Below are 20,851 nucleotides of genomic sequence, written 5' to 3'. Positions count from 1 at the left end.
GCCGGGTAATCCCTACCCGGCCTCTTTTTTACAGGAACATCCCGCCGGATACTTCCATACGTTGAGCATTCATCCACGCCAGGTCGTCACTCAGTAATGCTGCTATCGCATCGCCGATATCATCCGGTTTACCCACCCGTCCAAGCGCCGTTTGCGAAGCAATATGCTGGTTGATGTGTGGATTATCGCGCACTTCCCCGCCGCGAAAATCGGTCTCAATGGCACCAGGCGCAATGATGTTTACCGAAATGCCGCGTGCGCCGAGCTCTTTGGCCTGATAACGGGTCAAGACTTCCATCGCCCCTTTCATGGCTGCGTAGGTGGCATAACCCGGCAGCGCGAAACGCGCCAGACCACTGGAAACGTTCAGAATGCGGCCTCCATCGACCAACAGCGGCAGCAAGCGCTGGGTGAGAAAGAACGGCCCTTTTAAATGGATGTTCATTAATTCATCAAATTGCGCTTCGCTGGTCTGAGCAAACGGGACACTGATACCTATACCAGCATTGTTCAATAAATAATCAAACGTCTCCCGCCCCCATGTGGTATGCAACTGCTCTTTCACCTGTTGGGCAAAAACCTCAAAGCTTGCTACATCGCCGACGTTTAAGCGCAATGCCACTGCTTTCACGCCTTTACGCGTGATTTCCTCAACCACGTCCTGAGCCGCCTGCGCATTGTTGTTGTACGTCAGGATGATCCCTGTTCCACGTGCTGCCAGCTTCATTGCCGCGTTTTTTCCCAGCCCACGGCTGCCACCGGTAACCAAAGCGATACGTTGTGTCATGAGAAACCTCGTTTTTGTCTGTTGTTCACTGTAGAAAAAGCTTATTAGCTGGTGGTACAACAATAAAGGCACTGAATTACGCTTCACTGTTTCATTACAAACAACAATTGGGGCATGGAATGGATAGAATTTATGCAATGCAGTTGTTCATTCGGGTCGCTGAACTGGAGAGCTTTTCGCGTGCGGCAGACTCCCTTGGTCTGCCTAAAGGCAGCGTATCTCGCCAGATCCAGGCGCTGGAAAACCATCTCGGCACCCAGCTGCTTTATCGTACAACCCGGCGTGTGCAGCTGACGCAGGATGGCATGGTCTATTACGAACGGGCGAAGGACCTGCTCAGTAACATGGATGAACTCGACGGACTCTTTCTTCATGATCCGTCCAGCATCAGTGGACGTTTGCGGGTGGACATGCCGGTGGCTGTCGCGAAAAACCTTGTTATCCCCCGTCTCCCTGCTTTTCTCCAGCACTACCCCGGCATTGAACTGGAACTCAGCAGTAGCGACCGGCGGGTCGATGTGATTCGGGAAGGCTTTGACTGCGTGGTGCGTGTCGGTACGCTTAAAGATTCGGGACTCATCGCCCGCCATCTGGGCAGGCTGTCGATAATCAACTGCGCCAGCCCTGATTATCTGGCGCGCTTTGGCTACCCGGAGACGCTGGATGACCTCTCTTCTCACGCCGTTGTTCACTATGCACTCAACCTCGGCGTTCGTCCGCAGGGCTTTGAAGTCTGGTGCGATAACAAAACGTCGTGGATAAAAACCGGGGGCATTCTCACCGTGAATAGCACCGATACCTACCATGCGGCCTGCCTGGCCGGGCTGGGTATTATTCAGGTGCCGCGCATCGGAGTAAGGGATGCCTTACGCAGCGGCACACTGGTCGAAATCCTGCCGCAATACCGCGCAGAACCGATGCCGGTCTCTCTGATTTATCCTCACCGGCGCAACCTTTCACGGCGCGTACACCTGTTCATGGAGTGGCTTTCAGGGGTAATGAAAGACTACGTTGATTAGAGGCAGTCTATAATTTTACCTAATCGCGAGCAGACAAAGGAAATTAGCACTGATGACCCCGGAAAACAGCGAAAAACGTCCCACTCAGGACCTGGAATACGAGCCAGTCAGAAAAATGGAGACATCAGATCCCTCCGAAAAGCCCGACACTAAGCCTTCTGATGACGGCGCATCCCATTCCGCGCTGGAGACCGTTACGCAGGTCGCGAAAAAAGTGCAGCGCCGCCCGATGGTCGCGCATCTCATTCGCGCGACTGAACGCTTTAACGACCGTATGGGTAACCAGTTCGGTGCTGCTATTACCTACTTCTCATTTTTGTCGATGATTCCCATTCTGATGGTCTCGTTTGCGGCGGCAGGGTTCATTCTGGCGTCGCACCCCACGCTGCTCCAGGACATTTTCAGCAAGATCCTGCTTAGCGTCAGCGATCCGACGCTTGCCGCTACGCTGAAAAGTACCATCAATACAGCCGTGCAACAGCGAACTACGGTGGGGATCGTTGGCTTCGCCATTGCGCTCTATTCAGGCATTAACTGGATGGGCAACCTGCGTGAAGCCATTCGCGCCCAGTCCCGCGATAACTGGGAGCGCAGCGCGCAGGATGAAGAAAAAATATGGATGAAGTACTTACGCGACTTTATCTCGCTGATTGGGCTGCTGGTCGCCTTAATCATCACCCTGTCGATTACCTCCATCGCCGGCTCGGCCCAGGAGATCATTATTTCCGCCCTCTATCTGGATTACATTGAGTGGCTGAAACCGGCGTGGAGGCTTATCGGCCTTGCCATCTCCATCGCTGCCAACTATCTGTTGTTTTTCTGGATTTTCTGGCGACTGCCGCGCCACCGCCCACGTAAAAAAGCGCTGATTCGCGGCACCCTCATCGCGGCTATCGGTTTTGAGGTGATAAAAATCGTCATGACCTACACCTTACCGTCAATGGTGAAATCGCCGTCGGGTGCCGCCTTTGGTTCGGTACTGGGTCTGATGGCGTTCTTCTATTTCTTCGCCCGCCTCACCTTATTCTGTGCGGCATGGATCGCGACGGCACAGTACAAAGGTGACCCGCGAATGCCGGGTAAAACGCAACGCTAGTCCCCCTGTCGGGCTGAATATTTCAGCCCGATTCCTCATTTCAGCATGAATAACCAAGCCGTAACTTTTATTTAACCTAAAACCAGTTTTTAATTCCAACATTAAAAATTTGTGAAGCATTTCATAGAAGCGAAATCGCAGGTCTGAAAATTATCCGCTTTTTGCCGCTTTTTTGCCCACTCCCGCACTTTGTTACAGATTGAAATGTCGCTTTTGCTATGACTAATATGGTCGTCCGTTCGCCCAAAAATAAGAAAATATTATGCAAGCCACAGCCACAACTTTAGACAACGAGCAGGAAAACCCACCGGTAAACTCACGCAGTAAAGTCGTTATCGCCTCGCTGATTGGCACCGCCATCGAGTTTTTCGACTTCTATATTTATGCCACTGCGGCGGTCATTGTTTTCCCCCATATCTTCTTCCCGCAGGGCGATCCGACAGCGGCCACGCTTCAGTCGCTGGCGACCTTTGCTATTGCTTTTGTGGCGCGTCCGATTGGTTCGGCGGTCTTTGGTCACTTCGGCGATCGCGTAGGGCGTAAAGTCACCCTGGTCGCCTCACTGATGACGATGGGGATCTCTACCGTACTGATTGGCCTGCTGCCGACATATGAATCCATTGGTGTGATGGCACCGCTGCTGCTGGCGCTGGCCCGTTTTGGTCAGGGGCTGGGGCTTGGCGGCGAATGGGGTGGTGCGGCGCTGCTGGCCACTGAAAATGCCCCGCCGCGTAAACGCGCGCTTTATGGTTCCTTCCCGCAGTTAGGCGCGCCGATCGGCTTCTTCTTCGCTAACGGCACTTTCCTGCTGCTCTCCTGGCTGCTGACTGACGAGCAGTTCATGAGCTGGGGCTGGCGCGTACCCTTTATCTTCTCGGCGGTTCTGGTGCTGATTGGCCTGTATGTTCGCGTATCGCTGCATGAAACGCCGGTGTTCGCCAAAATCGCGGCAGCAAAAAAGCAGGTGAAAGTGCCGCTGGGTACTCTGCTGACCAAACACGTGCGCGTGACAGTGCTCGGCACCTTCATCATGCTGGCGACCTACACGCTGTTTTACATCATGACCGTCTACTCGATGACCTTCAGTACCTCACCGACCGGGCTGGGTATGCCGCGCAATGAAGTGCTGTGGATGCTGATGATGGCGGTCATAGGCTTTGGCGTGATGGTCCCGATTGCCGGTCTGCTGGCGGATAAATACGGTCGCCGTAAGAGCATGATTGTGATTACGTCGCTTATCATTCTCTTCGCGCTGTTCGTCTTCCCACCGCTGCTGGGTTCCGGTAACCCGGCGCTGGTGATGGCTTACCTGCTGATTGGCCTGAGCCTGATGGGGCTGACTTTCGGTCCGATGGGCGCGCTGCTGCCGGAGCTGTTCCCGACGGAGGTGCGTTATACCGGTGCGTCTTTCTCGTATAACGTGTCATCCATTCTGGGGGCATCCGTGGCACCCTATATCGCCACCTGGCTGCAGGCGAATTACGGTCTGATGTACGTGGGGATCTATCTGGCGGCGATGGCCGCCCTGACCCTGACGGCGTTAATTCTGACCCATGAGACAAAGCACCAGGCGTTGTGATTTCTGCGGCCTGATGCCCTCACCCCGGCCCTCTCCCACAGGGAGAGGGTGAAAACCCCTTCCCTCACCTTTTCACCGTTGACTCGATTGGTCCCTTCTCCCACCCGAAGAGTTCAGACTCGTTCGGCCCTTATCCCATCTGGAGAGTTCAGACTCGGTCGGTCCCCTCTCCCATCTGGAGAGTTCAGGCTCGGTAGTTCCCCTCTCCCATATGGAGAGTTCAGGCTCGGTCGGTTCCCTCTCCCATATGGAGAGTTCAGGCTCGGTCGGTTCCCTCTCCCATATGGAAAGTTCAGGCTCGGTCGGTTCCCTCTCCCCTTTGGGGAGAGGGTCAGGGTGAGGGGAACAGGTCGCACAAATCCTAAGCCGCATCCCCCTGCGTCAGCGGGGCCAGCGCCGCCGGGATCTTACTCAGCTCCTGCACCAGCGAATCTTTGCCGATCTCACCTATCGATTTCGCCCCGGTCAGGGTCATCGCCACGCGCATCTCTTTCTCAATCAGGTTCAGCAGGTTCGCCACACCCGCACGACCATGCGTCGCCAGCGCATAAAGGTACGCACGCCCCAGCAGGACGGTATCTGCGCCAAGGGCAATCATGCGCACCACGTCCAGCCCGTTACGAATGCCGCTGTCGGCCAGGATAGCGATATCGCCTTTCACCGCATCCGCAATGGCCGGCAGGGCGCGGGCGGAAGAGAGCACGCCGTCGAGCTGGCGACCGCCGTGGTTGGAAACCACAATCCCGTCGGCACCGAAGCGCACCGCATCCCGTGCATCTTCTGGATCGAGGATCCCCTTGATCACCATCGGGCCATCCCAGAATTCGCGGATCCACTCCAGGTCTTTCCACGAAATGGACGGATCAAAATTGGTCGCCAGCCAGCCGATATAATCCTCAAGCCCGGTGGGTTTCCCTAAATACGCAGAGATATTCCCCAAATCGTGCGGCCTGCCGTGCAGACCCACGTCCCAGGCCCACTGCGGATGAGTCACAGCCTGCCAGTAACGTCTCAGGGCTGCGTGCTGCCCGCTCATGCCGGAGTGCGCATCACGGTAACGCGCCCCTGGTGTTGGCATATCAACCGTGAAGACCAGTGTGGAACAGCCCGCCGCCTTTGCGCGCTCCAGCGCATTACGCATAAAGCCGCGATCCCGCAGAACGTACAGCTGGAACCACATCGGGCGTTTGATGGTGGGGGCGACTTCCTCAATCGGGCAGACAGAGACGGTTGATAAGGTGAAGGGAATGCCCTTGTCATCCGCCGCTCCCGCCGCCTGCACCTCACCGCGACGGGCGTACATACCGCATAGCCCAACCGGGGCCAGGGCGACAGGCATCGAGAGCTTTTCGTTAAACAGCGTGGTTTCCGTGCTCAGCGCTGACATGTTCTTCAGCACCCGCTGGCGCAGGGCGACCTGACCCAAATCCTCCACGTTTCGGCGCAGGGTATACTCCGCGTAAGCCCCCCCGTCGATGTAGTGGAACAAAAAAGGGGGCAGAATGCGTTGGGCGGCAGCGCGGTAGTCGCTGGCGGCGGAAATGATCATGCTTTATCTCCAAAGGGAAGCGTATGCCGTTCATCGGGCAGGCGAGTGATGCGCGCGCTGCGCGCCTGGTCTTCATCAAACTGGCGGATAGTGGTGTGCACAAAACTAAGGTGAGTCATCATGGCATCGCGTGCGCGCTGGGGCTCACCGGCAAAAATGGCGTCCATAATCTCCCGGTGCTGCCCGGTTAACTGGGTAAAGACAGGGGGGGCCTGGTACATACGCTGGCGGCTCTGCTTGACCGACCTTTGCAGCAGATCGAAAAAGCCGCGCATGGTTTGCAGCAGCACAAGGTTATGCGACGCCTCGGCAATGGAGAGATGAAAGCGCACATCTGCCTGCGAGGCGAGGTCCGGGTCATCGACCAGGGTGGCCTCAAAGCAGAGACGGATCTTCTCTTTCTCAACGGGCGTGGCCCGTAAGGCGGCATGCCAGGCGGTGCTCCCTTCAATGGCGTGGCGGGCTTCCAGAATATCGAAGCTGTAATCGGGGTCGTCTTCCAGCAGCGTTTTAAGCGGCTGCACAATGCTCTGCTCCGACCAGGTTTCATGCTGCCAGCGCACAAAGGTGCCACCACCGTGACGGCTCAACAGCACCCCTTCGCTGATGAGCCTGGCGATAGCTTCGCGCAGCGAATTGCGGGAAACACCAAGTTGCAATGCCAGCTGTCTCTCTGACGGCAAACGCATGCCCGCCTCAAGCCCTTTTTCTTTAATCAGTGTCCTGATACGCCGGGCAACATCCTCAGAAAGCCGTTCAGCCGTCGCGTTCATGGTCTGCTCCGTGTCAGTGAAATCCGGGGGGAAGTGGTACTGCCAGTTTCCGGCAGCACGATGCCATAAGCACAAGGGTAATGGGCCGTTTTGTAATGGCAATGTTAATTTAATGTGATTTTGCGGGCTGTGAAGCGGTGCGCATTACGGCGCGAAGTGGTAGGGCCACTTGAAATCCATTCCACCTGGCTAGCTTGCTTGCCAGTTAGAATCCGGGCAGTGTCCAAACAAAACGCAGGGCGTTTTGGACGCCCTCAGGGCGGTCCCGTAGGGATAAGCGAAGCGTATAATCCTCACGTACTTCGTGTACGCTGCGGTTTTACCGCGCTGTCCAGGCTCAACCTTCCTGCGCCGATTATGCCTGGTGGGATGGATTTTTACGGAAAAAAAGCGTTCCCCTTCGGTTATGAAGGGGAAGCGAAATCAGAAATCGGTCTTCGAAAAACCGGTCATCTCTTTCAGACCCATTTCACGGCCCAGGGCGGTCATCGGGTGAACAACGACCAGCCCACGTACGCTTTTCTTCAGCTTACCGAGGTCGGCCTGCTCTTTCTTGGTGATGGCGCGTTTGAACGGCATGTTCACCAGCTTCTGTGCTTCTTTGCTGAGCTTTTGGCTGTACTGGCCACGCAGACGTTCGATTTCAGTTTCGAGCGTCTCTTTTTCTTTTTCCAGCTCTGCGTATTTCTCGGCAGACTCCACCAGAGACAGGGCGGCCTGCTGGTGGCGAATGAGATCCAGGCGGTCGCTCAGGCGTTTGATTTCGTTCTTTTCGACTTCTTTCATGGTATTTGACTCAGAAAACGGGGGAAATAATGACAAAGGATACACGAATGCGCGCAGGCTTACTTCTGAAACGCCTTTTTCAAGCTGATTTTAGAAATCAGCTCGGTCAAAGAGAGCACCATGGTTGAGCGGACAACCTGCTGGTAGCGCTGCTTCTGCATCGCGTACAGGTCAGGGTCGCTGGTATCAAAAAGCGGGACAGGAGGGAGGGCAGACACGCAGTTCAGTTCACCGAAAGGACCCAGAATTTCATCATCGGTAAATCCATATTCGGTGCCGTCATGATTGAGCTCTTCACGCAGCGCCATCAGCAGCTCCGCATCCTCATACTCCGGGCGGCTGAGTACGCCAAGCCCATAAATTAACTTCAGGCGCACCGAGAGATTGCCCAGCGGTCCATCTCCGTCAAGCAACGGCTCTACAGCGTATTTCACTGCATAGTCGTCTTTGCGGAAGACCTGAAGCACCAGAATATTTACCGCCTCGGTGAGTAACTCCACGGCGGCAATTAAAAAGCTTCGTACGGTTTTGCCAGCATTCAGACGCTCGAGCACACGGTTTTCGAAAGCCTGTGTAAGTTCCATTATTGCCTGCATATCTGACAATTTTGTTAACAGGCGCGGGATGTCCCGCGCCAGATTCGGCATCATGCCTTTGCGTTGTAAGCATCGACGGCTTCAGCCACCACCGCGCTATTGGCATCCAGACCAGAAACCTGCACCAGTGCGCCCTGAGGGCCTTTTTCAGCAATCAGTGCCGCCAGTTCCTGCGCCTGCGGGTCCTGTTCACTACGATAATGCATCGCCGCAGCGATACCCTTGACCAGATTAGTGTGCGCAGTCGCATATTCCAGCGTGCCGAGCAGTGGCTTGATCAGACGATCGCCTGCGCTCAGTTTACGCAGCGGCTGGCGCCCAACGCGCTCAACGTCATCTTTCAGGTATGGGTTTTCAAAACGACCGAGGATTTTTTCAATATACGCGGCGTGTTTCTCAGCATCGAAGCCATAGCGCTTGATCAGCACCGCGCCACTCTCTTCCATTGCGCCCTTCACCACCGCACGAATGTTCTCGTCCAGGATGGCATCGCGAATGGTCTGATGACCCGTCTGTTGACCAAGGTACGCGGTTATAGCATGCCCGGTGTTTAACGTGAAGAGCTTGCGTTCAACAAACGCCATCAGGTTATCGGTTAATTCCATCCCCGGAATGTCCGGCAGCGCACCTTTGAACTGGGTTTTGTCGACAATCCACTCGCTGAAGGTTTCAACGGTGACTTCCAGCGGATCGTGGGTGGCGGATTCAGACGGCGGAACGATACGGTCAACGGCAGAGTCAACGAAGCCAACGTGGGCTTCGACCCAGGCTTTATCCTCTTCCGCCAGTGCGTTAAAAACATGGCCTTTAAGCTGGGTGGTACCGCGCACCATGTTTTCACAGGCGATGATGTTCAGCGGGGTGTCGAGCCCTTGCGCTTTACGTTTTACCAGACCTTTGGCAATGGCCGGGGCGATGCGCTCAAGTACCACCGGGCCGACAGCGGTCGTCACCAGATCGACGGTCGCAATCAGGTCAACCACCTCATCACCAATGCTGCTTACCGCGTTGACACCAGAGACGGTATCAACCTGCTCGTTTTCGCCAACCACATGCACCTGATAGCTATGACGGGCATTAAGGGCGTCGAGAACCACCTGATTCACATCGGCGAATGTCAGCGTAATCCCCGCGTCCGCCAGCAGTTTGCCGATGAAACCACGTCCGATATTACCTGCGCCAAAATGCAATGCTTTCATAGTGTTAACCTTCATCAATGTTTTTACCCGAGAGGGCTGGGGTGAGGAACCGCACGCGTTTCTCCTCACCCAAACCCTCTCCCCAGAGGGAGAGGTTTGCCCCCGTTTGGTTCGGGCGGCAGGTGGGTTGGCGTCTTCATGGATTCTGGTTACTTAGAAAAATGACCAGTACCCTGTGTTACCTGCCTTCCCGCCGCCCGAATTTTCAGGGGAGCGTTCTGACTTTATGCCTTCAGCAGCGCCAGCACTTCTTCAACGCTTGTGGTGTTAGCCAGACGCTCAATGACGGTTTCGTCATCCAGGGCGTTGGTCAGGCTGGTGATAACCTGAATGTGCTCGTTGTTTCGCGCAGCGATACCGATAACCAGACGGGCCACATCTTCCGGCTCTTCACCGAACAGCACGCCTTGCGGATACTGGCAGAACACCACCCCGGTTTTCAGTACACGGTCTTTTGCTTCCACGGTGCCGTGTGGGACAGCGATAGACTCACCCAGATAGGTCGGGGTCAGTTTTTCGCGCTCCAGCATCGCTTCCACATACTCAGGCTGAACGTAACCACCTTTCACCAGTTGCTCACCCGCGAAGCGAATCGCTTCTTCTTTACTGCTGGCGGTGCGGCCAAGGAAGACGTTTTCAGCACTTAATTTGAACAGGTTGCTGTTGCTGGTATCCAAACTGTCCTGCAGGCTGCTCTGTACTTTGACCGAGTTATCCGCGTGGCGCTGTGCAGCCACCAGGCGTTCAGTCAGGTTGGTGTACAGACCGCTGTCCAGGAAGTTGGTCAGCGAAATGTGCTGAGCCTGAGGCACCTGACGCATGGCGCGCTCAGTCAGGTCGCGGTGAGTAATGACCAGGTCAACGTCAGACGGCAGGCTGTTGATGGCGCTGTTGGTCACGGAGATGTTGGTCAGACCCGCATCCTGGACTTTTTTGCGCAGCACGCCTGCACCCATTGCGCTGGAACCCATACCGGCATCACAGGCCACAATGATTTTACGCACATGACTGAGATCGTTGGTCACGTCACCCGCTGCCAGTGCTGTTGCACCTTTAGACTGGGCTTTCATGTCCTGCATACGGCGAGTGGCCGCTTCGATATCCTCTTCTTCGTCTTTGACTTTGCTGGTTTTCAGCAGAATCGCGGCGATAACGAAGGAGACGACCAGCGCAGCGAAAATTGCCACGATGTTGGCGAAGTACGCGCCTTTTGGCGTCATCGCCAGTACCGCCAGGATGGAACCAGGAGATGCCGGAGAAACCAGACCGCCACCCAGCACGCTCAGCGTGAAGACGCCAGTCATACCCCCAAGGATAACTGCGATCAGCAGACGTGGGTTCATCAGCACATACGGGAAGTAAATTTCGTGAATACCACCCAGGAAGTGGATGATGGCCGCGCCGCCAGCAGACTGACGTGCGCTACCACGACCGAAGAACATGTACGCCAGCAGGACGCCCATACCCGGACCCGGGTTAGCTTCGATCAGGAAGAAGATAGACTTGCCGATTTCATTAGACTGCTGAATACCCAGCGGCGAGAAGATACCGTGGTTGATGGCGTTATTGAGGAACAGGATTTTCGCCGGTTCAACAAAAATAGACGCCAGCGGCAGCATGTCGTGCTCAACCATGAAGTTAACGCCAGCCGCGAGACCGCGGGACAGCACTTCAACCGCAGGGCCGATGGCGAGAAACGCCAGCAGGGCCAGGATCATACCGATGATGCCAGCGGAGAAGTTATTCACCAGCATTTCAAAACCGGATTTGATCTTACCGTCTACGGCAGCGTCAAATTTCTTGATGCACAGGCCACCCAGAGGACCTGCAATCATCGCGCCGAGGAACATCGGCATATCCGCACCGACGATAACCCCCATGGTAGTGATAGCACCAACAACGCCACCACGATCGCCACCCACCAGGCGGCCACCGGTATAACCGATAAGCAGCGGCAGCAGATAAGTAATCATTGGGCCGACGAGCTTCGCCAGCGTTTCGTTTGGTAACCATCCTGTTGGAATAAACAGAGCGGTAATGATACCCCACGCGATAAACGCGCCGATATTTGGCATTACCATGTTGCTGAGGAAGCGACCAAAGCTTTGCACTCTGATCTTGATATCGGATGACATAAAACACCCCTTCTTATGTTTGCTATCGCACAGGCCGGAAGCCCGAGGTTTTGTTGTTAACGTGGCGGCAGAGGTAGCCGGACCCGTGTTCTGTGATGCGAAATCTCGCACCGAATCAGCCAACTGTCCAGATGACGCCCGGCAATGTGACTTAGATCACGTTAAAGCAGGGGTGACACCGTACTTTAACGTGATATTCGTCACAAAATGGTTGTGTAGAAAAAGAACAAAGCGCAAATAAACAGCGTGACACCCCTAATAATGTGACTCTTATCACAATTTGTGGTGGCGTTTTTGTTATTCATTTGTGATCAACATCACAAGATATTTTTGCCAGGACTTTTCTGAGTGTGATCGGTCGCAAACTCTGGTTTTAGCTGACACAACGACCTGTAATTCACTTTCATCTCATCAGCGGCGACGGGAACCGGTTCACCATAGCCAGACAACTTTTCACATTTATGAAACGGCTGCCGCCGGATTTGTTTACCTTAGTACATACTTAAGGCTTTGCTGGCGATAAGGAGACGGTAATGAAACTGATTGGCAGCTACACCAGCCCGTTTGTACGCAAAATTTCCATTATTCTGCTGGAGAAAGGCATCACTTTTGAGTTTGTGAATGAGCAGCCCTATAACGCGACCCATAACGTGATGCAGTACAACCCATTAGGAAAAGTGCCGGCGCTGGTCACGGACGACGGTGAGATCTGGTTCGACTCCCCGATCATTGCTGAATATATTGATTTATTGGGTATCGCTCCGCCTATGCTGCCAACAGACGCCAAAGCGGCGCTCAGGATCCGCCAGATTGAGGCGCTGGCGGATGGCATTATGGATGCGGCGCTGGTCTCCGTCAGGGAAACGGCCCGCCCCGCAGCACAGCAGTCTGAGGCGGAACTTCTGCGCCAGCGGGAGAAAATCAGTAACGGGCTCGACGCCCTCGAAGGATATCTCACCGACGGCACGCTGAAGGTCGATGCGCTGGATCTGGCAACGGTTTCGATTGCCTGCGCCATTGGTTACCTTAACTTCCGCCGCGTTTCGCCAGGCTGGTGTGTCGACAGGCCGAAACTGGTGAAACTGGTGGAGAATCTGTTTCAGCGTGAGAGCTTCGCCCGTACCGAACCACCGAAGGATTGATGCCTGTTATGTGCGCCTGAATCAACTCGCGCTACAATCCCCTCTCGTCGTTAGCCCTCCCGACGGAGGGGAAAATCTCAGCCAGGCCCAGCCATGACAACGGATATTCAGTCGCTTTACAGTCAGATACCTTCAACCGACCGCCTGCTACGTGAAGCGGCGTTCTCTCCCTTACTGGCCGCCTTTGGTCACCGTCAGGTTGCTGATGCGTTACGTCAGTTACAGGAAGAGGCGCGTGCTACGGTCTGCAAGGCACGGCAACTGCCAGCGTGGTGCGATAACTGGTCGCAGGCGGTATATCAGCGGCTGGTGAGCGACAGCGCGTGCGCATTACGCCCTGTCTTCAACCTGACCGGCACGGTGCTGCATACCAACCTGGGGCGAGCGCCGCAGGCGCAGGCCGCCATTGATGCCGTCACCGAGGCCATGCGTTCACCGGTGACGCTGGAGTACTCACTGCATGATGCCGGGCGGGGCCACCGGGACCGGGCGGTAGCAGACCTGCTCTGCCGTCTGACAGGGGCGGAAGATGCCTGCATCGTAAATAACAATGCAGCTGCCGTTCTGCTGATGCTCGCGGCAACCGCCAGCGGCAAAAAGGTGGTGGTTTCACGGGGTGAGCTGGTGGAGATTGGCGGCGCGTTCCGTATTCCCGATGTGATGCGCCAGGCGGGCTGCGTGTTACAGGAAGTGGGCACCACTAATCGCACTCATGCCAAAGATTACCGTCAGGCGGTAGATGAGAACACCGCGCTGCTGATGAAGGTTCATACCAGCAATTATCACATTGAAGGCTTTACCAGCACGGTAGAGGAAGCCGAGCTGGTCACGCTTGCAGAGGAGCTGAATGTTCCGGTGATTTCCGATCTGGGCAGCGGCTCGCTGGTAGAGTTAAGCCAGTACGGATTACCAAAAGAACCCCTTGTGCAGGCGTTAATTGCCGCTGGCGTAAGCCTGGTGAGTTTTTCCGGGGACAAACTGCTTGGCGGCCCGCAGGCCGGGATAATCGTCGGCAAAAAAGCGTTGATTGAAAAGCTGCAGTCCCATCCACTAAAACGCGCCCTGCGGGCAGATAAGATGACGCTTGCGGCACTCGATGCCACGCTGCGCCTCTACCTGCACCCGGAAAAACTGCACGAACAGCTGCCGACATTGCGCTTACTCACCCGCCCGCAGGAAGAGATAACCCGGCAGGCGCAGCGGCTGCTTGCTGCTCTCAGTGGTCGCTACGCCCACTTTACGCTACGGGTGGAGGAGTGCCTTTCGCAGATAGGCAGTGGCTCTCTCCCCGTTGACCGCCTGCCAAGTGCCGCGGTCACTTTTACGCCCGTTGATGGCAGTGGGCGGCAGGTAGAGGCTCTGGCCGCCGCCTGGCGCGAGCTGGAACAGCCTGTTATTGGCCGTATTTATGATGGCCGTTTATGGCTGGATTTACGCTGCCTTGAGGATGAACCCCGTTTTCTGGAGATGCTGTTGAAATGATCATTGCCACCGCCGGACACGTCGACCACGGCAAAACCACCTTACTACAAGCCATAACGGGCGTGAATGCCGACCGGTTACCGGAAGAGAAAGCGCGCGGGATGACCATCGACCTCGGCTATGCCTACTGGCCGCAACCGGACGGCAGCGTGCCGGGTTTTATTGACGTTCCGGGCCACGAAAAATTCCTGTCCAATATGCTGGCAGGTGTCGGCGGCATCGACCACGCGCTGCTGGTGGTCGCCTGTGATGATGGTGTCATGGCGCAAACGCGTGAGCACCTTGCCATTCTGCAACTGACCGGGAACCCGTCATTAACGGTGGCCCTGACCAAGGCCGATCGCGTGGACGCGGCGCGTATTGCTGCGGTGCGTGATGAGGTACAACAAACCCTGCGTGAATACGGCTGGCAGGAGGCGGCGCTCTTCGTCACGGCAGCCACGCAATCGCGCGGCATTGAGGAGCTGCGTGCCCATCTGTTGCAACTGCCTGCGCGCCCCCATCCTCAACATCAGCGTTTTCGTCTCGCGCTGGATCGCGCCTTCACCGTGAAAGGGGCGGGCCTGGTGGTGACCGGGACCGCCCTGTCTGGCGATGTGAAGGTGGGCGAGACCCTGTGGGTGACCGGGGCAAATACCGCCATGCGCGTGCGCGGCCTGCATGCGCAGAATCAGCCTGCTGAGAAAGCCCACGCCGGGCAGCGCATTGCGCTTAACATCGCCGGGAATGCGCAAAAAGAGGATTTAACCCGTGGCGACTGGCTGCTCTCCACGCCACCGCCTGAACCGGCGGAGCGGGTAATTGTGGCATTACAGACCTTCGTGCCGCTCACCCAGTGGCAGCCTCTGCACATTCACCATGCTGCCAGCCATATCACCGGGCGCGTTTCACTTCTGGATAACAATCTGGCAGAACTGGTGCTGGACACCCCGCTGTGGCTGGCCGACAACGATCGCCTGGTACTTCGTGACATCTCGGCGCGGGAGACGCTGGGCGGCGCAAGGGTGGTGACGCTGCACCCGCCACGCCGCGGCAAGCGCAAGCCGGAATACCAGCAGTGGCTGGGCGAACTGGCGGTCACCCAAACCGATGCGCAGGCGCTGGCGGTGCATTTGCAGCGTGGCGCGGTGAACCTCCCGGCCTTTACCTGGGCTCGTCAGTTGAATGACGCCGGGCTTGCGGCACTACTGAATGAGCCCGGTTTTATTCGCGCCGGCGATAATCTCCTCAATGCGCCGGTGGCGGCAAGCTGGCAGCGTAAGCTGCTTACTACGCTTGCGACCTACCACGCGCAACACGCCGACGAACCCGGCCCCGGCCGCGAACGTCTGCGGCGTATGGCATTGCCGATGGAAGACGAGGCGCTGGTGCTGACACTCATTGAGCGCATGCGTGAAAGCGGTGACATTGAGAGCCACCACGGCTGGCTACACCTGCCGGATCACAAGGCCGGTTTTACCCCGGAGCAGGCGGCTATCTGGGAGCGTACCGAGGCACGCTTTGGCGACGAGCCCTGGTGGGTAAGGGATCTGGCACGGGAGACGGGCACGGATGAACAGATGATGCGCGGCGTGCTACGTCAGGCGGCGCAGCAGGGGCTGATTACGGCGATCGTGAAAGATCGTTATTACCGCAACGATCGTATTGTTGCCTTCGCCAGCATGATCCGCGACCGGGATCCGGTTCACGGTTCCACCAGCGCTGCCGATTTTCGCGATACGCTAAACGTCGGACGCAAACTGGCGATTCAGATTCTGGAATATTTTGACCGCATTGGTTTTACCCGTCGCCGTGGTAACGACCATATCCTGCGCGACAGGGCCTTGTTCACCAGATAACTATCACGGCGGCCCCTAAAGCCGCCGTGACGTTAAGAGGCTTTAGTGGCGATTTTGCGTTTTGCCAGCCAGACCGCGCCCAGCCGACCCGCCTGGTTGCCCAGTTCGCATGGGAGGATCGGGACTTTCAGGGCATCCCAGAGTTCAAAGGTTTGCAGATGACGTTCAAGCAGGGGATAGAGTTTTTTCTGCTCGCTGATACCGCCGCCAATCAGCAGGACCTGCGGATCAAACATGGAAATCACACCGTACACGCCGCGGGCCAGAAAATGCGCCCAATCGTTCACTGCTTCGCGCAGATGAACGTCACTGTCCATCCTGTCGAAAATCTCTTTGCCATGTGGCATCTCTTCTTCAGGCACCCCCAGCGCTTTTCGACAGGCGGTCATTAAGCCACTGGCAGAGGCGACCTCATGCATCGTCTCTCCGCCGTTGCCGACCGGGATCACGCCAAACTCTCCTGCCCGAAAATGTGCGCCACGATAGAGGTCACGGTCGACGATAATACCGCCGCCGATACCGGTGCCCACCGTAATGCAGACCAGGCTGTCATAACGCCTTCCTGCGCCGCGCCACTGTTCACCCAGGGCAGCGCAGTTAGCATCGTTCTCTACGGTTAAGGGGAGATCGGTGAGTTCACCGAAAAGTTCCAGCAGATTGGCGCCATCCAGAAAATCCACCGCCCCCGCTTTGGCAGCAAGCCCGGTATGTGGGTTGATATGGCCAGGAAAACTGACGCCTATGGCGGCAATATCATGATCGCGCTGGCACTTTTCCACCGCTTCCTGCCAGCGCTGCCTGAACGTTTTTTCATCCTCTGGCGTGTCATATTCCTCATTAAACAGCTCTTCGCCTTCTTCGGTGATCACGCCATATTTGATGTGGGTTCCGCCCACGTCAAAACCGATAAATCGTTGCATCTCTTCTCCCTGCGCTGTCCCGGATAGTCAGATTAATTATGGCTTACTGCTACGGGAAAACTGTAAATCCAGGTAATGACTGAATCTCTATTCCCTCAGGATGATTTTGCAGAGGAAATTTTTGCGCACCTCTTCCCAGGATCTGCTTCCTCTCGATGAAAACCGCGCTGTACTGCGTTAATGTGATCGCTATAGATAAATTCGTGTGTATGATGTGTATAATTTAAAGCGGGGGACATGGAAAGTGACCAGCGCAGAGGTGATGGTAATACTCAAAAAAACAGGGATGGGTGCTTATCAGAACAAAAGGAAGTCATCATCAGTTTAGCCACCCGCTTCGGTCTGGACTGGTAACGGTTCCGCATCCTCGCAAAGACATCAAACCTGGCACGCTGGCGCAAATCTGGCGGCAGGCAGGCATTAAACCTTAATTCGCAGGAGCCAGAAATGTTTTATCCGGCCTACATACACTCTGATGCTGATGGCAGCGCCAGCGGTTTTTTCCCCGACGTACCTGGCTGTTTTTTTGCGGGTGATAGCCTGAACGAAGCGTTTAAGGATGCGCAAGGTGCACTCACCGCACATTTCGAAACCCTGTGTGAGTTGGGGCAGGTTTTGCCAGTAGCAACTGCGGTTGAACAGCATTTACAGCAGCGGGCAGAGGAATTTGTCGAAGGCCAATGGTTGCTGGTGGATATTAATATGAATCAGTTCGATGGCCGGGCTGAGCGTATCAACATCACTCTGCCTCGCCGTTTGCTCAGCAAAATCGATGTTTTCGTGCACGATAACCCTGAATTCAGCAATCGCAGTGCCTTTCTGGCCGAAGCGGCGCGACGTGTATTGCCAGGCTAATCACCTTATTCCCGGCTTCAAACTTCTGTTGTCTATACTTACTGAACAACGACAAGGGAGAAAATCATGTCCAACACACCAAAATCCGAAGAAGAGCAGGTCAAAGAAGTTAAAGATGCGCCTAATAAGCAGGGTGAGATCCCCCGTAAGCGCGATGACAGTAAAGACGACAAGAAAGACCCTTTTAAGGCGAGTTAAAAGTAAACCCAGGCAGGCGCGATGACCGGACCCGCAGAGTCTGCTAGCATAGCGGCCTGCTACTGACTTCGGGATAACACCGTGACTGCCTTTTCAACCTTAAATGCTTTGCCTTCTGAACTTCTCGCCAACCTGAATGAGCTGGGTTATCACACCATGACCCCGGTCCAGGCGGCGGCACTGCCGGCAATCCTTGAGGGGAAAGATGTGCGTGCCCAGGCGAGAACCGGCAGCGGCAAAACCGCCGCCTTTGGTCTTGGCCTGCTGCAGCATATCGAAGCCGGGCGGTTTGTGACGCAGTCTCTGGTGTTGTGCCCTACCCGCGAACTGGCGGATCAGGTGGCGAATGAGTTGCGTCGCCTGGCGCGCTATCTGCCTAATATCAAAATTCTGACCCTGTTTGGCGGCGTACCTTTTGGTGCGCAGCGCGATTCGCTCGTGCACGCGCCACATATCATCGTTGCCACGCCGGGCCGTCTGCTTGATCACCTGCAAAAAGGGACGGTCTCACTGGCAGCGCTAAAAACCCTGGTGCTGGACGAAGCGGATCGTATGCTGGATATGGGCTTTAGCGATGCCATCGTTGACATCCTCGGCCATGCGCCGGCACACCGTCAGACGCTCCTGTTCTCGGCGACCTGGCCGGAAGGCATTGCCGCCATCAGCACCCGATTCCAGCGTGACCCGCTGAACATTGAGATCGATGCGGTCGATGCGCTTCCTGCGGTTGAGCAGCAGTTCTTCGAAGCCTCGCGCCGGGAAAAAATTCCGCTACTGATGAGTCTGTTGAGCAAGTATCAACCCGCGTCCTGCGTGGTGTTCTGCAACACCAAAAAAGATTGCCAGGAAGTGTGCGATGCACTGAACGCTCAGCGCCAGAGCGCGCTGGCTCTGCACGGCGATATGGAACAGCGTGATCGCGATCAGACGCTGGTGCGCTTTGCCAACGGCAGCAGCCGCGTGCTGGTGGCGACCGACGTTGCCGCCCGTGGTCTGGACATCAAATCGCTGGAGATGGTGATTAACTTCGAACTCTCCTGGGACCCGGAAGTGCACGTTCACCGCATCGGACGCACCGCACGCGCCGGTGAGAGCGGTCTGGCGATCAGTTTATGTGCGCCGGAAGAGGCTCAGCGCGCCGCTATTCTCAGCGAAATGCTGGCCCTTTCTCTGGAGTGGAAAACGCCGGTTATCAGCAGCAGCGTCAAGCCGCTTGAGGCTGACATGGCGACCCTGTGCATTGATGGCGGTAAAAAAGCCAAAATGCGACCGGGCGACATTCTCGGTGCCCTGACCGGGGATATCGGGCTGGACGGGGCCGACATCGGCAAGATTGTCATGCACCCGATGCACGCTTATGTGGCGGTTCGCCAGTCGGTGGCAAACAAAGCGTATAAACAGCTGTCGCAGGGTAAAATCAAAGGCAAAGCCTGCCGCGTTCGCCTGCTCAAGTAATCCTTAAAATGGCCCGTGTTCACGGGCCATCAGCGTCTTCTCAACGCTTCTCGTTTACCCAGATGCGCATCTCCCCCTCTCCCCGGTTGGCCCAGCTAAACCACGGAATAAAGGTGAGCGTCTGCGGCGTAGTGCTGGCGGGCATCTTGTCATAGCGCCACAGAGGCTGCTGCGTGGCATCGGCGGTGGTCTGTTTTACTCCCTGCGTCTGTATCAGCATCTTGTGGGCAAAAATACCCTTCCCCTCAAAGACATGGAACTGCGCATCCGGTGGCAGCCACAGGTTATGCAGCTCTTCCCCGGTATCGCGCTGGCATGGAAAGCCCGTCAGATGATTGGCACACATTTTCACTTGCCGATTTCGGCCTCAACGCTGGCAAAAGAGTTGCACTGTAATGTGGATTATCTGGGGCGTGTTTACCGTCGTGCTTTTCGCCTGACGCTGACCGAAGCCATCCATCGCCAGCGGGTGCGGGCGGCAGAGAAGTTGCTGATAAGCGATTCATTATCGCTAAAGGAGGTGGCGATACAGTGCGGGTTTCATGATGTGGGTTACTTTCGGCAGATTTTCCGCAAGCACACCGGCATTACGCCCGCCGCATGGAAGCGGCGGTATTGTAAGGAGCATATTAATTCGGGGTGAGGTTGTGCGGTCTTTTCCCCTCACCCCTTTGGGGAGAGGGCTGGGGTGAGGGGAGCAGTGGGTGACTGGCTTAAAGGGTTCCGCTTACCCCTGAGGGAATCGTTCCGTTCATCTCGCATGTAAAATCGGGCACGCTTTTCTCCCTCGCCCCTATGGGGAGAGGGCCGGGGTGAGGGGACTGTGGGTGACTGGCTTAAAGGGTTCTGCTTACCCCTGATGGAATCGTTCCGTTCATCTCACATGCTAAATCGGGCACGCTTTTCCCCCTCGCCCCTTTGGGGAGAGGGTCGGGGTGAGGGGAACAGTGGGTGACTGGCTTAAAGGGTTCCGCTTACCTCCGGTGGAATCGTTCCGTTCACTTCATGTGCCGCGCTTCCATGCAGTACCTTCCCCCGTGAACGTGTTAAGGGCGTTCTCCGCCACGCCCTTAACAATCCCGGCTCCCGGCACGAAAACTGCCGCTTCGCGGTGACCCTCCGCGTGTTTCTCCGGGCTTTCCGGGACCGGGCGCGATGCAGCGTCCCTGCAACGCGCGCCCTCGCCGCGCATCCCTGCGCGTCGCCCCGGCCCCGCGAAAACGCGTCGGTACTTTTCAGACGGACCCACCACACCTGACCCACCGCGCGGTTTTTGGCTTTTAACAGCAAAGGCTTTTTATCTGTAACTCCTGGCGTACAGCGGGGGGGTGCGGTCCGGCTGAAAATCGGTGAGGCGTTGACGACGGGCCGGGACCGCCCGCAGGGACGCGGGCGGAGGGGATAGCCTGCAGGGATGCAGGCTGGTCCCCGACCCGACAGCA

General features: G+C 56.3%; 18 protein-coding genes and 2 pseudogenes. 11 read left to right on the top strand and 9 right to left on the bottom strand.

Annotation, left to right across the window (positions count from 1 at the left end):
• Positions 1–28 precede the first annotated feature (28 nt).
• Entirely contained in the window at positions 29–787 is a 759-nt protein-coding gene (locus KXR87_RS17130; protein ID WP_437433418.1) for an SDR family NAD(P)-dependent oxidoreductase, read from the bottom strand.
• 119 nt (positions 788–906) lie between these two features.
• Between KXR87_RS17130 and KXR87_RS17125 the strand changes: the two genes are divergently transcribed.
• The 3 genes from KXR87_RS17125 to KXR87_RS17115 all read left to right on the top strand — a co-directional run bounded on the left by KXR87_RS17125 (position 907) and on the right by KXR87_RS17115 (position 4,481).
• Positions 907–1,806, top strand: a complete 900-nt coding sequence (locus tag KXR87_RS17125; RefSeq protein ID WP_437433417.1) for a LysR family transcriptional regulator — start codon at positions 907–909, stop codon at positions 1,804–1,806.
• Positions 1,807–1,858: 52 nt separating this feature from the next.
• A complete protein-coding gene (gene yhjD / locus KXR87_RS17120; protein ID WP_437433416.1) occupies positions 1,859–2,902 on the top strand; it encodes an inner membrane protein YhjD in 1,044 nt (347 codons plus the stop codon).
• A 262-nt stretch (positions 2,903–3,164) separates the two neighbouring features.
• The gene (locus tag KXR87_RS17115; protein WP_437433415.1) at positions 3,165–4,481 is read left to right on the top strand and encodes an MFS transporter; all 1,317 of its coding nucleotides are present in this window, start codon (positions 3,165–3,167) and stop codon (positions 4,479–4,481) included.
• A 361-nt stretch (positions 4,482–4,842) separates the two neighbouring features.
• On the opposite strand, the gene lldD is transcribed toward KXR87_RS17115, so the two are convergent.
• From lldD to KXR87_RS17085, 6 genes are all read right to left on the bottom strand, one after another.
• Positions 4,843–6,030 carry an FMN-dependent L-lactate dehydrogenase LldD gene (gene lldD / locus KXR87_RS17110; RefSeq protein WP_437433414.1) on the bottom strand — a complete coding sequence of 396 codons (1,188 nt, stop codon included), beginning with the start codon at positions 6,028–6,030 and terminating at the stop codon, positions 4,843–4,845.
• Complete coding sequence (gene lldR, locus KXR87_RS17105) at positions 6,027–6,803, bottom strand: transcriptional regulator LldR (RefSeq protein ID WP_437433413.1); 777 nt, start codon at positions 6,801–6,803, stop codon at positions 6,027–6,029. The genes lldD and lldR overlap by 4 nt, the downstream gene beginning before the upstream one ends.
• Positions 6,804–7,226: 423 nt before the next feature.
• The gene (locus KXR87_RS17100) at positions 7,227–7,589 is read right to left on the bottom strand and encodes a YibL family ribosome-associated protein (RefSeq protein ID WP_437433412.1); all 363 of its coding nucleotides are present in this window, start codon (positions 7,587–7,589) and stop codon (positions 7,227–7,229) included.
• Positions 7,590–7,648: 59 nt separating this feature from the next.
• Positions 7,649–8,236 carry a mannitol operon repressor MtlR gene (mtlR, locus tag KXR87_RS17095; protein ID WP_437433471.1) on the bottom strand — a complete coding sequence of 196 codons (588 nt, stop codon included), beginning with the start codon at positions 8,234–8,236 and terminating at the stop codon, positions 7,649–7,651.
• Positions 8,236–9,399 carry a mannitol-1-phosphate 5-dehydrogenase gene (gene mtlD / locus KXR87_RS17090; RefSeq protein WP_437433411.1) on the bottom strand — a complete coding sequence of 388 codons (1,164 nt, stop codon included), beginning with the start codon at positions 9,397–9,399 and terminating at the stop codon, positions 8,236–8,238. Before mtlD ends, mtlR begins: the two co-directional genes overlap by 1 nt.
• Before the next feature lie 209 nt (positions 9,400–9,608).
• Positions 9,609–11,519, bottom strand: a complete 1,911-nt coding sequence (locus KXR87_RS17085) for a PTS mannitol transporter subunit IICBA (protein WP_437433410.1) — start codon at positions 11,517–11,519, stop codon at positions 9,609–9,611.
• A 533-nt stretch (positions 11,520–12,052) separates the two neighbouring features.
• Between KXR87_RS17085 and KXR87_RS17080 the strand changes: the two genes are divergently transcribed.
• From KXR87_RS17080 to selB, 3 genes are all read left to right on the top strand, one after another.
• A complete protein-coding gene (locus tag KXR87_RS17080; RefSeq protein WP_437433409.1) occupies positions 12,053–12,661 on the top strand; it encodes a glutathione S-transferase in 609 nt (202 codons plus the stop codon).
• A 93-nt stretch (positions 12,662–12,754) separates the two neighbouring features.
• On the top strand, positions 12,755–14,143 hold the full coding sequence (gene selA, locus KXR87_RS17075) for an L-seryl-tRNA(Sec) selenium transferase (RefSeq protein WP_437433408.1): 1,389 nt from the start codon (positions 12,755–12,757) through the stop codon (positions 14,141–14,143).
• A complete protein-coding gene (gene selB, locus KXR87_RS17070) occupies positions 14,140–15,981 on the top strand; it encodes a selenocysteine-specific translation elongation factor (protein ID WP_437433407.1) in 1,842 nt (613 codons plus the stop codon). Before selA ends, selB begins: the two co-directional genes overlap by 4 nt.
• Before the next feature lie 32 nt (positions 15,982–16,013).
• Here the strand turns inward: selB and KXR87_RS17065 are convergent, their stop codons facing one another.
• Positions 16,014–16,901, bottom strand: a complete 888-nt coding sequence (locus tag KXR87_RS17065) for an ROK family protein (protein WP_437433406.1) — start codon at positions 16,899–16,901, stop codon at positions 16,014–16,016.
• Positions 16,902–17,191: 290 nt separating this feature from the next.
• Between KXR87_RS17065 and KXR87_RS17060 the strand changes: the two genes are divergently transcribed.
• From KXR87_RS17060 to dbpA, 4 genes are all read left to right on the top strand, one after another.
• Positions 17,192–17,332 carry a type II toxin-antitoxin system HicA family toxin gene (locus KXR87_RS17060; protein WP_437433405.1) on the top strand — a complete coding sequence of 47 codons (141 nt, stop codon included), beginning with the start codon at positions 17,192–17,194 and terminating at the stop codon, positions 17,330–17,332.
• A gap of 16 nt (positions 17,333–17,348) precedes the next feature.
• Positions 17,349–17,756, top strand: coding sequence for a type II toxin-antitoxin system HicB family antitoxin (locus KXR87_RS17055; RefSeq protein ID WP_437433404.1), 408 nt, complete (start codon positions 17,349–17,351; stop codon positions 17,754–17,756).
• 66 nt (positions 17,757–17,822) lie between these two features.
• Positions 17,823–17,954, top strand: coding sequence for a hypothetical protein (locus tag KXR87_RS17050; RefSeq protein ID WP_437433403.1), 132 nt, complete (start codon positions 17,823–17,825; stop codon positions 17,952–17,954).
• Between the two features lie 81 nt (positions 17,955–18,035).
• Complete coding sequence (gene dbpA, locus KXR87_RS17045) at positions 18,036–19,409, top strand: ATP-dependent RNA helicase DbpA (protein WP_437433402.1); 1,374 nt, start codon at positions 18,036–18,038, stop codon at positions 19,407–19,409.
• A gap of 40 nt (positions 19,410–19,449) precedes the next feature.
• On the opposite strand, the pseudogene KXR87_RS17040 reads toward dbpA, so the two are convergent.
• Positions 19,450–19,722: pseudogene (locus KXR87_RS17040) on the bottom strand (glycoside hydrolase family 127 protein); the annotation flags it as partial.
• On the opposite strand from KXR87_RS17040, the pseudogene KXR87_RS17035 reads away from it, so the two are divergent.
• Positions 19,711–20,052, top strand: a pseudogene (locus tag KXR87_RS17035) (helix-turn-helix domain-containing protein); the annotation flags it as partial. The pseudogenes KXR87_RS17040 and KXR87_RS17035 overlap by 12 nt on opposite strands.
• Positions 20,053–20,851: the final 799 nt, after the last annotated feature.

Source organism: Yokenella regensburgei (assembly GCF_051486985.1).
Classification (GTDB): domain Bacteria; phylum Pseudomonadota; class Gammaproteobacteria; order Enterobacterales; family Enterobacteriaceae; genus CBFFRJ01.
The sequence above is the reverse complement of the archived record's forward strand: the minus strand, read 5'-3'. Positions and strand labels throughout refer to the sequence as shown.

Excerpts from the sequence above, each read along its gene's own strand:
- KXR87_RS17050 (WP_437433403.1), top strand. The coding sequence starts at position 17,823 with ATGTCCAACACACCAAAATCCGAAGAAGAGCAGGTCAAAGAAGTTAAA.
- KXR87_RS17115 (WP_437433415.1), top strand. The coding sequence starts at position 3,165 with ATGCAAGCCACAGCCACAACTTTAGACAACGAGCAGGAAAACCCACCG.
- lldR (WP_437433413.1), bottom strand. The coding sequence starts at position 6,803 with ATGAACGCGACGGCTGAACGGCTTTCTGAGGATGTTGCCCGGCGTATC.
- KXR87_RS17130 (WP_437433418.1), bottom strand. The coding sequence starts at position 787 with ATGACACAACGTATCGCTTTGGTTACCGGTGGCAGCCGTGGGCTGGGA.
- selB (WP_437433407.1), top strand. The coding sequence starts at position 14,140 with ATGATCATTGCCACCGCCGGACACGTCGACCACGGCAAAACCACCTTA.
- KXR87_RS17055 (WP_437433404.1), top strand. The coding sequence starts at position 17,349 with ATGTTTTATCCGGCCTACATACACTCTGATGCTGATGGCAGCGCCAGC.
- KXR87_RS17085 (WP_437433410.1), bottom strand. The coding sequence starts at position 11,519 with ATGTCATCCGATATCAAGATCAGAGTGCAAAGCTTTGGTCGCTTCCTC.
- selA (WP_437433408.1), top strand. The coding sequence starts at position 12,755 with ATGACAACGGATATTCAGTCGCTTTACAGTCAGATACCTTCAACCGAC.
- KXR87_RS17100 (WP_437433412.1), bottom strand. The coding sequence starts at position 7,589 with ATGAAAGAAGTCGAAAAGAACGAAATCAAACGCCTGAGCGACCGCCTG.
- mtlR (WP_437433471.1), bottom strand. The coding sequence starts at position 8,236 with ATGCCGAATCTGGCGCGGGACATCCCGCGCCTGTTAACAAAATTGTCA.
- KXR87_RS17080 (WP_437433409.1), top strand. The coding sequence starts at position 12,053 with ATGAAACTGATTGGCAGCTACACCAGCCCGTTTGTACGCAAAATTTCC.
- KXR87_RS17065 (WP_437433406.1), bottom strand. The coding sequence starts at position 16,901 with ATGCAACGATTTATCGGTTTTGACGTGGGCGGAACCCACATCAAATAT.
- KXR87_RS17125 (WP_437433417.1), top strand. The coding sequence starts at position 907 with ATGGATAGAATTTATGCAATGCAGTTGTTCATTCGGGTCGCTGAACTG.
- yhjD (WP_437433416.1), top strand. The coding sequence starts at position 1,859 with ATGACCCCGGAAAACAGCGAAAAACGTCCCACTCAGGACCTGGAATAC.
- lldD (WP_437433414.1), bottom strand. The coding sequence starts at position 6,030 with ATGATCATTTCCGCCGCCAGCGACTACCGCGCTGCCGCCCAACGCATT.
- mtlD (WP_437433411.1), bottom strand. The coding sequence starts at position 9,399 with ATGAAGGTTAACACTATGAAAGCATTGCATTTTGGCGCAGGTAATATC.